General features: G+C 45.6%; 12 protein-coding genes. 8 read left to right on the forward strand and 4 right to left on the reverse strand.

Features of this window, described 5'->3' with window-relative positions; all coding sequences use genetic code 11:
* Window position 1: 1 nt before the first annotated feature.
* The gene (locus J4N37_RS04805) at window positions 2-571 is read right to left on the reverse strand and encodes a PilZ domain-containing protein (protein ID WP_010447134.1); all 570 of its coding nucleotides are present in this window, start codon (window positions 569-571) and stop codon (window positions 2-4) included.
* Between the two features lie 266 nt (window positions 572-837).
* Between J4N37_RS04805 and lolC the strand changes: the two genes are divergently transcribed.
* Genes lolC through lolE form a run of 3 tightly spaced genes read left to right on the forward strand, consistent with a single transcriptional unit; the run spans window position 838 to window position 3,993 of the window.
* Window positions 838-2,046 carry a lipoprotein-releasing ABC transporter permease subunit LolC gene (gene lolC, locus J4N37_RS04810; RefSeq protein ID WP_071235725.1) on the forward strand — a complete coding sequence of 403 codons (1,209 nt, stop codon included), beginning with the start codon at window positions 838-840 and terminating at the stop codon, window positions 2,044-2,046.
* Window positions 2,039-2,746: a lipoprotein-releasing ABC transporter ATP-binding protein LolD gene (lolD, locus tag J4N37_RS04815; protein WP_071235724.1), complete on the forward strand. Its 708-nt coding sequence runs from the start codon at window positions 2,039-2,041 to the stop codon at window positions 2,744-2,746. The genes lolC and lolD overlap by 8 nt, the downstream gene beginning before the upstream one ends.
* A 2-nt stretch (window positions 2,747-2,748) precedes the next feature.
* Entirely contained in the window at window positions 2,749-3,993 is a 1,245-nt protein-coding gene (lolE, locus tag J4N37_RS04820; protein ID WP_010447140.1) for a lipoprotein-releasing ABC transporter permease subunit LolE, read from the forward strand.
* Between the two features lie 198 nt (window positions 3,994-4,191).
* On the opposite strand, the gene J4N37_RS04825 is transcribed toward lolE, so the two are convergent.
* Window positions 4,192-4,701 (reverse strand): DUF2062 domain-containing protein, encoded by a 510-nt coding sequence (locus tag J4N37_RS04825; RefSeq protein ID WP_010447143.1) that lies wholly within the window; start codon window positions 4,699-4,701, stop codon window positions 4,192-4,194.
* Between the two features lie 8 nt (window positions 4,702-4,709).
* Between J4N37_RS04825 and J4N37_RS04830 the strand changes: the two genes are divergently transcribed.
* From J4N37_RS04830 to kdsB, 5 genes are read left to right on the forward strand one after another with little or no spacing between them, the layout of a single operon-like run.
* Window positions 4,710-6,965, forward strand: a complete 2,256-nt coding sequence (locus J4N37_RS04830) for a DNA internalization-related competence protein ComEC/Rec2 (protein WP_252041786.1) — start codon at window positions 4,710-4,712, stop codon at window positions 6,963-6,965.
* Window positions 6,966-6,996: 31 nt separating this feature from the next.
* Window positions 6,997-8,745: a lipid A ABC transporter ATP-binding protein/permease MsbA gene (gene msbA / locus J4N37_RS04835; protein ID WP_010447147.1), complete on the forward strand. Its 1,749-nt coding sequence runs from the start codon at window positions 6,997-6,999 to the stop codon at window positions 8,743-8,745.
* A 5-nt stretch (window positions 8,746-8,750) separates the two neighbouring features.
* Entirely contained in the window at window positions 8,751-9,758 is a 1,008-nt protein-coding gene (gene lpxK / locus J4N37_RS04840) for a tetraacyldisaccharide 4'-kinase (protein WP_252041787.1), read from the forward strand.
* Window positions 9,739-9,918, forward strand: a complete 180-nt coding sequence (locus tag J4N37_RS04845; RefSeq protein ID WP_005378451.1) for a Trm112 family protein — start codon at window positions 9,739-9,741, stop codon at window positions 9,916-9,918. Before lpxK ends, J4N37_RS04845 begins: the two co-directional genes overlap by 20 nt.
* Entirely contained in the window at window positions 9,918-10,676 is a 759-nt protein-coding gene (gene kdsB / locus J4N37_RS04850) for a 3-deoxy-manno-octulosonate cytidylyltransferase (RefSeq protein ID WP_252041788.1), read from the forward strand. Before J4N37_RS04845 ends, kdsB begins: the two co-directional genes overlap by 1 nt.
* Window positions 10,677-10,758: 82 nt before the next feature.
* Here kdsB and J4N37_RS04855 read toward each other — a convergent pair whose 3' ends face one another.
* Entirely contained in the window at window positions 10,759-12,318 is a 1,560-nt protein-coding gene (locus tag J4N37_RS04855; protein ID WP_045388224.1) for a SpoVR family protein, read from the reverse strand.
* Between the two features lie 11 nt (window positions 12,319-12,329).
* Window positions 12,330-13,601, reverse strand: coding sequence for a YeaH/YhbH family protein (locus J4N37_RS04860; protein WP_252041790.1), 1,272 nt, complete (start codon window positions 13,599-13,601; stop codon window positions 12,330-12,332).
* Window positions 13,602-13,619: the final 18 nt, after the last annotated feature.

Here is a 13,619-nt window from a genome sequence, read left to right on the forward strand (position 1 = left end):
CTTATTTGTTATCTCGCTCTAGTGAGCGCTGACGGAGTAGTTTTTGCTGCTGGTATAGCGCGGCTTTAATCAATAAATCTTGGTCTGCTTCTCTAAGTAATTTGTACTTGAGAGTGACCAGATGCCCTTGTTCTGATGGTTCGCATTCTATTACCTGAGCGTAGCAGTAAATCGCAGCGGCTGGGTGGTCTAAGAAGAGCTTCACCCGAACCAATTGCCCTACCTCTACCAAAAGGTTGGAGCGGTAGCTTAATTGACTGGCACCAAATTGCGTGGTTTGAGAGCGCTGGGCGGGGTCGTCTTGCTGAGAAAGCATAAAGCTTAGCAAAAGATTAAGCTTTGAATTTTGCGTATCCAACAAGCTGATTACGTGTTTAAGATCTTTGTTCTGTAGCTCTAACCGGGCACTATCAGCGAGCATATCCAGTTGACTAAACTCGCTAGCCACAATGAATGGTGCAGGGATTTCTGCGAGAAATGATTCTTCACTTGGCAAAAGGTAATCTTCACTCATCACCTCAACATTAATAGTTAGGTTGTGGTGTACGGTGAAGTATTCTTGCTCAGTCATATTTAGTGTCCTTTTGCCAAACGAGCACTTCTCTTTCCTATAGTGAAAGAGGAAGGTAAGGCATTGATTATCGCTAACTGACTTAACTTATCAAGTTTCCTTGCTCTGTCAGGCTGAACTTTCTTAGAGAAAAATGGACTTATTGCATGTCGTTGACAAATTTAGCGATTATCTTGTCTTCTTCATAGTAAGAGTAAGGTAAGATAACCGGTATTAATTAGCTAAGTATTGGCTCCATTATTAGAAAACCAGTTGGTTTGTCCTATATGTATCATCCTATCTCTTTGTTTATTGGCATAAGGTATCTTCGGGGACGCTCCGGGGATAGATTCAGTCGATTCGTTTCTTACATGTCGACCGCAGGTATCACGATTGGTGTGATGGCGTTGGTGACAGTACTTTCGGTCATGAATGGCTTTGAGGCTCAGCTAAAGGAACGCATCCTAGGTGTCCTTCCTCATGCGGTGATTTCCCAGCACGATGGTAAAACGCCCGTTAGCGAGACTGCGCCCCAATTTATCCAAAACATGTCGACAATCGCTGCGCCTGAACCGATTGTTCGCGGTGAGGCTGTGATCCAAAGTTCAGCGCAGCTAACCGCTGGTTACTTGATTGGTATCGAGCCTAAACTTGGCGATCCTATTTCTAATCACTTGATCGCTGGCCGTTTATCCTCGCTACAAGCGGGTGAGTATAAGGTTTTCCTTGGTCACAGCTTGGCGCGCTCTCTTAAAGTGTCGATGGGTGACAAAGTCCGCTTAATGGTGACCAATGCGACGCAATTTACCCCATTAGGTCGAATCCCAAGTCAACGTAACTTTACGGTGGCGGGCATCTTCAATACTGGCTCTGATGTTGATGGCCAGCTCATGATCGTCAATATGACCGATGCTTCTAAGCTGATGCGTTTGCCAAAAGATACGGTGTCGGGCTGGCGCGTATTCTTCTCTGACCCATTTATGGTGACCGAGTTTGCAGATAAACCAATGCCTGACGGTTGGCAGTGGAGCGATTGGCGAGCGCAGCGAGGCGAGCTTTTCCAAGCGGTGAAAATGGAAAAGAACATGATGGGCTTAATGCTAGGCCTGATTGTTGGCGTTGCGGCATTTAATATTATCTCTGCGTTGATCATGGTGGTGATGGAGAAGCAATCGGAAGTCGCGATTCTCAAAACTCAGGGTATGAAGCAATCTCAAGTGATGGCGATTTTCATGGTGCAGGGCGCGAGTAGTGGTGTGATTGGCGCGATTGTTGGTGGCGCGGTCGGCGTTGCTTTATCGCTCAATCTCAATGCCATTCTGGAAGCGGCAGGTGTTGCCTTGTTTAGCTTCGGTGGTCACTTGCCAATCGTGATTGATTCATTCCAAATTTTATTAGTGGTAGTGCTGGCGATTGCTCTGAGTCTAGCTGCCACTGTTTACCCGTCTTACCGAGCATCTTCTGTTAAACCTGCTGAGGCACTTCGCTATGAATAAGCTATTAGAATGTCGTGATATTCGTAAAGTCTACCGAGAAGGCTCGTTAGATACGGAAGTGTTGAAAGGCGTGAGTTTTGATATCGACAAAGGGGAATTGGTCTCTATTGTTGGCTCATCAGGCTCAGGTAAGAGTACGTTGCTGCATATCCTTGGCGCTTTAGATGATGCATCTCAAGGTGAGGTGGATTTTCTGGGACAGAACTTGTCTTCGCTAAGTTCAAACAAGCAAGCGGCACTGCGAAACAAACACCTCGGTTTTGTGTATCAGTTCCATCATTTGTTGGCTGATTTTACCGCAGTAGAAAACGTTGCGATGCCACTGTTGATTGGTGGCGCAAAAGTCGCGGATGCAAAAGCGGAAGCAAAAGCTCTGCTTGAAAAAGTTGGCCTAGGACACCGTATGGATCATCGTCCTTCAGAGTTGTCTGGTGGCGAACGCCAACGTGTTGCGATTGCCCGTGCTTTGGTCAACAAGCCGGATTTAGTATTGGCGGATGAGCCCACGGGCAACCTAGACCACAATACCGCATTGGCGATTTACGATTTGATGCGTGAGCTAAACCAGGAATCGAACATCGCTTTCTTGGTGGTTACCCACGATAACGAGTTAGCGGCGAAAATGGACCGTCAAATGCACATGCAAGATGGGTTGCTGGTGGATCGCTTTACTATTCAAACAGCGACAGCGGAGGGCTAATTTTGTTTTCATCTTTAGCATTGATGATCGGTGGCCGTTTTAGTCGCGCGAAAAAGCGCAACAAGATGGTGTCGTTCATTTCTCTCTCTTCCACTATTGGTATTGCGGTTGGTGTTGCGGTGATCATTATAGGTCTATCCGCCATGAACGGTTTTGAGCGTGAGCTACAGTCACGTGTTTTATCGGTAATCCCACATGGGGAGTTAGAAGGGGTAAACGGTCCGCTACATAACTACACCAAAACCATGAACCAAGCCTTGAAGCATGAACACGTTGTCGCAGCGGCGCCTTATGTTCGATTTACTGGCTTGGCAGAGAAAGGCAGTAAGCTTAAGGCGATTGAAGTGCGCGGTGTGGATCCTGCTTTTGAACAAGCGGTGTCGAGCATGTCGGAGTTCATTGACCCAGAAGCATGGCAAAACTTTTATGCGGGCCAACAGCAAGTGATTTTAGGCCGTGGTGTGGCGAATGAGCTTAAAGTAGATGTAGGTGATTACATTACTTTGATGATTCCCCAGACTGGCAGCACTAATAAGGTTCAAGCACCAAAACGAGTTCGCGTTAAGGTGGCTGGATTTTTGACTCTTAATGGTCAAATCGATCACTCATTGGCTTTAGTGCCTCTGGAGGATGCACAAGCTTATGCGCGCTTGGGTGATGGTGTCACGGGTATTTCGCTTAAGACCGATGATGTACTTAACGCGCCTTCCATTGTGCGTGAAGTGGGTAGCCTGATTGATGTGTATGTTTACCTGAAAAGTTGGCAACAACAGTTCGGCTTCTTGTACCGCGATATTCAGCTCGTTCGTACCATCATGTACTTGGTGATGGTATTGGTCATAGGTGTGGCGTGTTTCAACATCGTATCGACACTAATGATGGCGGTGAAAGATCGCGCTGCCGAGATTGCGATTCTTCGTACTATGGGCGCAAAGGATGGTTTGATTAAGCGTATCTTTGTGTGGCAAGGCGTGTTCTCGGGTGTATTTGGCAGTCTTGCTGGCAGTGTGGTTGGTGTTCTTGTTGCGTTAAATCTCACTCCAATCATCAAAGGGCTAGAAGCTTTGATTGGTCACCAATTTCTTTCGGGGGATATCTACTTTGTCGACTTCTTACCATCACAATTGCATTGGCCTGATGTTGCTTTGGTTTCAATTACGGCGATTGTGCTCAGCTTGCTAGCGACATGGTACCCTGCATCCCGCGCGGCGAAACTTAATCCAGCTGCGGTATTGAGTTCAAAGTAGTTGATAGAACTTAGCGAAGCGCTGGTAACTCACTGACACAAAAAGGACCGAATCTCGGTCCTTTCTTTTATCTGCAATCTAACTATCATCTCTGCTGTGGCTCGGTAGCTTTCATACTTGAGTTACAACACCTTTCACGCCGAACGTTAAGCATTTTCCATTCGATGCTTTGCAACCTGCCAATTGAAGAATAAGTACTTATCGTATCTTACGTTTTTGCCAGCTTCTTACTACTGAGTAACGCCAAAGTCCGCGAATACCAAAGTAGCCAATAATGGCAGAACCAACACCACAAATGGCACAACCAAGTAAAAATGGAGGCCCAATGGTGTTCATTTGCTCCATGATGAACTCCCACGACAGTTCAAAGTGGAAAGGCTGTGGTGGTACGTGCATGACCAATGCACCAAGCTTATAAGCAAAGTAGAACAGTACTGGCATTGTAATTGGGTTACTGATCCAGACAAGTGCTACGGATAGAGGCAAGTTGACACCAAGCATGATGGCAAGACCTGCAGCCATGATCATCTGACTCGGAAGCGGAACAAACGCCATAAACAGACCAACAGCAAAAGCACCTGATGCAGAGCGACGATTTAGACACCATAAGTTTGGGTTGTATAAAACGTTGCCGAAGACTTTCAGTGCTTTTTGGCGCTTGATCATTTCATGATCTGGCATGAAGCGTTTTATCAGCTTTCTAGGCATAGGACGACATGACTCTCTCAGAAAAAAGTTTGGCCTTGGCGTTATTTGTAGCAAGCGTTTTTTCATCTGCGTGGTGGCCGATGATGCCGAGTTGGCATTGGTTGCTGCTGGGTATTTTTGCCGTTGGCTCAATAATCAAACTACGTCGAGGCTTAATGTGCATTGGCGTAATTTGGGGCTGTATGGTGGTTATTGCCCATGGCAATGTCATGGAACAACAAAAACAAGCCCTGTTTAAAGCAGGGGTGAATATTACCATAAATGGCAAAGTTGACAGCCCTTTTACGCAAATAAGTCACGGATATGAAGGAATTGTCGTTGTTAGCCACGTAAATTCTCAATATCTCTTACCATTTTTTAAACCAAAAGTTCGGTTGATAACCTCAATTCCACTTGGTGTTAACAGTGAAATTAAGGCGGAAGTAGAGTTAAAGCCGATTACGGGCTTAAAAAACGAGGTTGGTTTTGATTCAGAAAACTTTTCTTTAAGTCAGGGTATTGTGGCAAGAGCGACTTCGATGAAAGACAGTCGCTGGATTGTTCGCTCAAAAAGCGCTCTCAGACAAACACTCATCGCGCGTATTAACGCCAGTATTGCAGGTTTATATAATGAACCTTTAATAAGAGCTCTGAGTTACAGCGATCGCTCATTACTTACTCCCGACTTATGGAAAAGCTTGCGAGACAGTGGACTTATTCATCTAGTATCCATTTCTGGTTTACACATTGGCATGGCGCTCTCATTTGGCTGTTTTCTTGGCTTTTTGTTTCGTCTTGCAATTCCGTGGGCTAATCATTTGCCCTACATCTTTGGGCTAGTTTTCGCTGTTGCTTATTCTTGGCTTGCTGATTTTTCGTTGCCAACTGTGCGCGCCCTAAGTGTATGCGCGATCTATTTGTTTCTTAAGTACCATAAACTGCATTGGCCAAATTGGAGGGTTTTACTGCTAGCCGTTAGTGGGCAGCTTTTAGTCGAGCCGTTTTCTTTCCTAGGTAGCAGTTTTTGGTTGTCTTACTTATCGGTAGTTGCGGTGCTTGTTGTACTTAACATTGTTTGGATGAACCAATATAGTTGGCTTAACATTTTGAAGCATATCATTGCAGTTCAACTTGCGCTGTCGCTGTTCATTTTGCCAATTAGCGGCTATTTTTTTTCAGGTTTTAGCGCAGTATCTCCCCTTTTTAATCTGATTTTTATCCCTTGGTTTAGCCTGGTTGTGGTTCCTATGATATTTATAGCGCTACTTTTCACCTGCTTGACCGCAGATGTTTTTAGTTGGATATGGATATTCGTCGATGGGGTACTTTGGCCTCTAAATTGGGCGTTAGGATTGGCTGAGGAAACTTGGTTTGCTGTTAGTGATGACTCACTTATTCTTATAACGTTGATATTGTTTTGCTCATTTGGGCTTCGTTTTCTTACTGTGAATAGCATCCTACTCATCATCGGTATTGCCACGCTCTATCTCGTCTTTCCCTTTAAACAGTACTACTGGCGTGTTGATGTTTTAGATGTGGGCCATGGTCTGTCAGTGTTGTTTGAGAAAGACGGTAAGGCATTGCTCTATGATACGGGGAAATCATGGAGTGGGGGGAGCATTGCTGAAAGAGTTATCTCGCCTATCCTACATTCAAAAGGGCACTCTCAAATTGACGCTTTGATCCTCAGTCATTTGGATGATGACCACGCAGGAGGAAGGAGGTTTTTAGAAGAGAATTTTGAACCTAATGATAAGTTCAGTAGTCAGCTTCTGCCGGATTACCTTCCTTGTATCGAGGGTGAAGTCTGGTATTGGCAAGGTTTGAAGTTTGAAGCAATCTGGCCACCTAAATTAGTAAAGCGTGCTTTTAACCCTCACTCGTGCGTCATTAGGGTCGTTGATCCTGTTTCTAATTTTCGAATTTTACTAACCGGAGATATCGAGGCCATAAGTGAATGGATTTTAATCAGACGACCAGAACTGTTAGATAGTGATATCGTGATTGTCCCCCACCATGGCAGTAAAAGTTCTTCTAATCCCAAGTTTATTGAAGCAATAAACCCTCAAATAGCCATCGCTTCTTTGGCTAAAAATAATCGGTGGGGGATGCCATCCCCACTTGTACAGCAGGCTTACACGTCTTTGGGCACATCATGGTTTGATACTGGAGAATCTGGGCAGGTGAGTATTTATGTATGGCGGGATTTTTGGCGATTAAAAACTCAACGTAACAAGATGTTTGAGCCTTGGTATAGGCAGATGCTGCGTAAGGGAGTAGAATAAGAGTCTTAATCTAAGAAAATAAAGCACTTCTATGTCGATAAATACTGATGAAACGACCTGGCAGACGTTTAAGCGTCTGTGGCAATTTATTCGCCTTTACAAATCAGGACTTGCCGTAGCCGTTGTTGCATTGGTCATCAATGCCGTTTCTGATACCTATATGATTTCATTGCTTAAGCCTCTATTAGACGAAGGTTTTGGCAGCGCAGAGTCTGACTTCTTACGCACACTTCCACTTATCGTTTTTGCGATGATGTTTATTCGTGGTGTGAGTGGGTTTGTTTCCACATATTGCTTAAGCTGGGTGTCGTCGAATGTTGTGATGCATATTCGTAGAATGGTTTTTAACCATTTTATGCATATGCCGGTCTCGTATTTCGACAAAGAAAAAACGGGTAACTTGTTGTCACGCATTACTTATGATTCTGAACAAGTGTCTGCAGCAACCAGCCAAGCATTGGTGAGCATCGTACGTGAAGGTGCGAGCATCATCGGTCTTCTTGTGTTGATGTTCTACAACAGCTGGCAGCTATCATTGGTGCTGTTTGCTGTTGCTCCCGTAGTTGCTTGGGGCATTGGTGTTGTTTCTAAGCGATTCAGAAAAATTTCAAAAAACATGCAGACCATGATGGGGCACGTGACGGCTTCCGCAGAGCAAATGCTGAAAGGCCACAAAGTCGTACTTAGCTACGGTGGCCAAGATATTGAACGTCAACGTTTTGATATTGTAAGTAATCAAATGCGACAGCAAAACATGAAGTTGGTAACGGCCCAAGCGGCGGCAAACCCAATCATTCAGATGATCGCGTCTATTGCAATAGTCGTGGTGCTATACCTAGCAAGTATTGATTCAATCAAAGAGCAACTGACTCCGGGTACGTTTACTGTTGTATTCTCAGCAATGTTTGGTCTAATGCGTCCACTTAAAGCGCTAACAAACGTAACCTCACAGTTCCAACGCGGTATGGCAGCGAGCCAAACCTTGTTTGCCCTGGTAGACCTAGAGCCTGAGAAGAACGAAGGTAAGTTCACTGTAGAACGTGCGAAAGGTGATGTTGCAGTGAAAGACGTCAGTTTTACATACGAAGGTGCGGAAAAACCAGCGCTTGACAACGTGAGCTTTGATATTCCCCGTGGTAAGACGGTGGCTTTGGTTGGTCGTTCTGGCTCAGGTAAGAGTACCATTGCGAATTTGTTCAATCGTTTCTACGACGTTAGCGGTGGTTCTATAACACTTGATGACCATGACATTCGTGACTATGAACTAAAAAATTTACGTGAGCAGTTTGCTCTGGTTTCTCAAAACGTGCATTTGTTCAACGATACGATTGCAAACAACATCGCGTATGCGACGGAAGAGCAATACACTCGTGAAGATATTGAAAAAGCAGCCAAGCTTGCCCATGCAATGGAATTTATCAGCAAAATGGAAAACGGCTTGGACACCATGATTGGTGAGAACGGTGCAAGCCTTTCCGGTGGTCAGCGTCAACGTGTAGCCATTGCTCGAGCTTTATTACGTGACGCGCCAGTTCTGATTCTTGATGAGGCAACGTCTGCTCTAGATACCGAGTCTGAACGTGCAATCCAATCTGCTCTGGATGAACTACAGAAAGACAAAACTGTATTGGTGATTGCACACCGACTGTCAACGATTGAGAATGCTGATGAAATCCTAGTGGTGGATGAAGGTGCGATCGTTGAACGTGGTAACCATGCTGATTTGATTGCTAAAGACGGAGCATACGCTCAGCTTCATCGAATCCAATTTGGTGCTTAAGCGCTGTGGTTGAAAAAATCTGGTTCGAAAACCATCCCCTAAAATACCTGCTGTGGCCACTGTTGTGGCCACTGAGTCTGTTGTTTGGAGCGATTAGCAAGTCTAAACGTCAGCAATACCAATCCGGTAAAAAGCGAGCGTATAAAGCGCCTGTACCTGTCGTCGTTGTTGGAAATATTACAGCTGGTGGTAATGGCAAAACGCCTGTTGTAGTGTGGCTGGTGGAGCAATTGCAACAGCTTGGTTTTAAACCGGGAGTGGTATCTCGAGGCTATGGTGCAAAAGCACCGCATTATCCGCTCATTCTGGATGACAATACACCAGCGAAACACTGTGGTGATGAGCCGAAGCTGATTTATCGCCGCACTGGTGCACCTGTCGCCGTAGACCCGGTTCGTGCCAATGCGGTGAAAGCATTGCTTGAAACTGGCGTTGATATCATTATTACTGACGATGGCCTCCAGCATTACGCTCTAGATCGAGATATCGAGTTAGTTATCGTTGATGGTAATCGCCGCTTTGGCAATGAAAGCCTTATTCCACTTGGTCCACTTCGTGAAGGGGTAGAGCGTCTTGCTGAAGTCGACTTTATCATCACGAATGGCGGTCAAGCTCAGCAAGGCGAAATGCCAATGTCTTTAGCGCCATCAAAGGCGATAAACCTGAAGACAAAACAACAAGTTGAGGTCAGTGAATTACGTGATCTCGTTGCGTTTGCGGGGATAGGGCATCCACCACGATTTTTTAATACACTTAATGCAATGAATGCAGACGTCAAAGTGACGAAAGGCTTTGCCGATCATCAAGACTTTGACCAGCAAGAATTACAAGCATTGGCTCAACAAGGAGCCAATGTGATTATGACAGAAAAAGATGCCGTCAAATGCGACAGTTATGCGCAAGACAATTGGTGGTATCTGCCCGTTTCTGCACAGTTTGAATCAAACGATGCAGAACGAATTTTAAATCGAATAAAAGAGGTTAAAGCGACTTATGGATCACCGTCTGCTTGAGATTGTAGCTTGCCCTGTGTGCAAAGGTAAGCTGACGTACGATAAAGATAATCAAGAGTTGATCTGCAAACTGGATCGCCTTGCTTACCCAATCAAAGAAGGTATTCCTGTTCTGCTTGAGCCAGAAGCACGAACCATGAGCATGGATGAGGGACGCTAATGTCTTTTACGGTTGTCATTCCTGCGCGCTACGCGTCGAGCCGGTTACCCGGTAAGCCATTGGCGGACATTGGTGGTAAGCCAATGATCCAGTGGGTCTATGAGCAAGCGCTACAGGCGGGTGCTGAAGATGTGATTATCGCGACGGATGATGAGCGCGTATCTGTAGCGGTAGAGCAGTTTGGTGGTAAAGTTTGTATGACCTCGCCAAACCACGAGTCTGGTACTGAGCGACTAGCAGAAGTGGTAGAAAAGATGGCGATCCCTGCAGACCACATTGTGGTTAACGTTCAGGGTGATGAGCCATTGATTCCACCGTCTATTATTCGTCAAGTGGCTGACAACTTAGCGGGTTGTGATGCGCCAATGGCAACGCTTGCGGTTGAGATCGAATCGGAAGAAGAAGTCTTCAACCCGAATGCGGTAAAAGTAGTGGCGGATGAGCGTGGCTATGCTATGTACTTTAGCCGAGCAACGATTCCGTGGGATCGTGACAACTTTGCTAAACAAGACAAAACGATCGCGAACCCATTGATGCGCCACATCGGTATCTACGCTTACCGAGCGGGTTTCATTAATACTTACGTGAATTGGCAACCAAGTGCACTTGAGCAGATTGAGTGTCTGGAGCAGCTTCGCGTGCTTTGGTATGGCGAAAAGATTCACGTTGAGGTCGCAAAAGAAGCACCAGCAGCCGGTGTGGATACTCCAGAAGATTTAGAAGCGGTATGCGCCATTGTTGCTAAGCAAGCACAATAAGCTCGGTATTGTTTTCCAAATTAGAAAGGCTCCTCATCGAGGAGCCTTTTTTGTCGGTATGTTAGCTTAGATGTCGTATAGGTTAGATATTGGTATCGTACTGATTCCGTTTTGGACAAGTTGAGAGGATCTCTCTGTGTCCGGTGTCTTTCACTTCCTCGAGAATTACGTCAAAGCCCCATAAGCGATAAACATGCTTTAATACCTCGTCATAACTGCTATCAAGAGGAATTCGGTTGTGAGGAATATATTGCAGTGTTAAAGAGCGATCACCACGAACGTCAACGTTAAAGACTTGAATATTGGGCTCCAGATTTGCCAAGTTATATTGCGCAGCGAGGGTTTCCCTAATGCGTTTGTAACCCATTTCATCATGAATAGCGGCAACTTCGATGAAGTTTTTCCGGTCATCATCATTAATCGCAAAGAGCTTAAAGTCGCGCATGAGCTTCGGTGACAAGTATTGGCTAATAAAGCTCTCGTCCTTAAAGTTATGCATGGCAAAGTGAACCGCATCTAACCAGTCTGTTCCTGCCAATTCTGGGAACCACTCTTTGTCTTCGTCTGTCGGCTCTTCACAGATGCGTTTGATATCTCGAAACATCGCAAAACCAAGTGCATAAGGGTTGATACCGTTGAAGTAAGGGCTATTGTATGGCGGTTGTGCGACCACGCTTGTATGGCTGTGTAGAAACTCGAGAATGAACCTCTCAGAAACCAAACCTTCATCATAGAGATGATTGAGAATGGTATAGTGCCAGAACGTTGCCCAGCCTTCGTTCATTACTTGAGTTTGTTTCTGTGGATAAAAGTATTGGCTTACCTTACGCACGATACGAACAATCTCACGTTGCCAAGGCTCAAGCAATGGAGCGTGTTTTTCAAAGAAGTAGAGCAGGTTCTCTTGGGGTTCACTAGGGAAGCGGACCTTCATGTCTTCTTCTTTGGTTTTGGATTGTGGCACTGTACGCCAAAGTTCGTTAACCTGAGATTGCAGGTAAGCTTCACGCTCTTCCTGGCGAGCTTTCTCCTCATTGATCGAAATCTTTTCCGGACGTTTGTAGCGGTCTACACCAAAGTTCATGAGTGCATGGCAAGAATCGAGCAATTGTTCGACTTCGTGCACGCCATATCGCTCTTCACATTCCGCAATATAATTCTTTGCGAACAGAAGATAATCAATGATCGAACTTGCATCGGTCCAAGTTTGGAACAGGTAATTGCCTTTAAAGAACGAGTTGTGCCCATAACATGCGTGAGCGATAACAAGCGCCTGCATGGTGATGGTGTTCTCTTCCATCAAGTAGGCAATACATGGGTTGGAGTTAATGACGATCTCGTAAGCCAACCCCATCTGACCGTGCTTATAGTTCTGCTCTGTTTGTATGAACTTTTTACCAAACGACCAGTGATTGTAGTTGATGGGCATACCGATACTTGAGTATGCGTCCATCATTTGCTCTGAGGTAATCACCTCAATTTGGTTAGGGTAGGTATCGAGACGGTAATGCTCCGCGACACGCTTGATCTCTTTGTGGTAACGCTCAAGCAGCTCAAAGGTCCAGTCTGGACCATCTGGCAGCATATTCTCTCTGCGCTTCTTCAAGGCTTTCCCCGAAAGGTTTGTTGTTGCAGTGTTCATTGCCCACCTCCTTACGCCGTTTCTTTTTTGAATAGTTCACGAAAGACTGGGAAGATATCCTCCACAGAGCGGATATTTTTCATGGCGAAGTTTGGAAATTCTTCTGAAAGTTTTTCATATTCATGCCACAGCGTTTGGTGCGAGCGTCGTGTGATTTCAATGTATGAGTAATACTGACAATTCGGAAGCAATTTATTCACAAGTAAATCACGGCAACGAGGCGAGTCATCAGCCCAGTTATCACCGTCAGATGCCTGGGCAGCATAGATGTTCCATTGGCCCACGGGATAGCGGTCTTGGATGATCTCGTTCATCAACTTGAGCGCGCTCGAAACAATCGTGCCCCCCGTTTCTTGCGAATAGAAGAACTCGTGCTCATCGACTTCTTTCGCTTGGGTGTGGTGACGAATGAAGACGACTTCAACGTTCTCGTAGGTACGTGTTAAGAACAGGTACAGAAGCACGTAGAAGCGCTTTGCAATATCTTTGGTGGCTTGGTCCATAGAACCGGACACATCCATCAGACAGAACATCACTGCTTGGCTCGACGGAACAGGGCGTTTCTCATAGTTCTTAAAACGTAAGTCGAAAGTGTCAATGAAGGGTACGCTTTCTATTTTCTTGCGCAGATCCTCAATTTCTTTCTTAAGACGATTTTCTTCAAGCTGTTGAGCTGGCTCGATGTTTTTGATTCGGACAAGCTCTTCTTCTAATTCATGAAGAAGGCGTTTCTTACCTGCTGTCATGGCGGTGCGACGTGCCAACGACTGTTGCAGTGAACGAACAACGGCAATGTTGGATGGAATACCTGCCGTTTGATAACCAGCTCGGTGTGTTTTCCATTCTGTGATTTTGGCAATTTGGTTTTTCTCAAGATTCGGTAGCTCTAAATCTTCAAACAAGATATCGAGGTATTCATCTTTTGAAATTTGAAAAACGAACTCATCTTGGCCTTCGCCGTCAGGGCTGGCATTGCCTTCACCAGCACCGCCGCCTTGGCCACCGCCTTTCGGGCGTTCGATCTTGTCACCAGTGATAAATTGGTCGTTACCAGGGTGTACGCGGTCGCGCACGCCTCCTTTACCCTGATGAAACATAGGTTCATTGATGTCTTTGTGCGGTATAGAGACGTCTTCGCCCGTTTCCGTGTTCGTGATCGAGCGTCGATTCACTGCGTCAGCTACCGACTCTTTAATCTGCTCTCTATGACGCTTCAAGAAGCGCTGTCGATTAACAGCGCTCTTGTTTTTGCCATTGAGCCTTCGGTCTATAAATTGCGCCATGAAATAGCCCTCTTCATG

Origin of the sequence: Vibrio sp. SCSIO 43153, from assembly GCF_023716625.1 — a bacterium.
GTDB lineage: Bacteria > Pseudomonadota > Gammaproteobacteria > Enterobacterales > Vibrionaceae > Vibrio > Vibrio rotiferianus.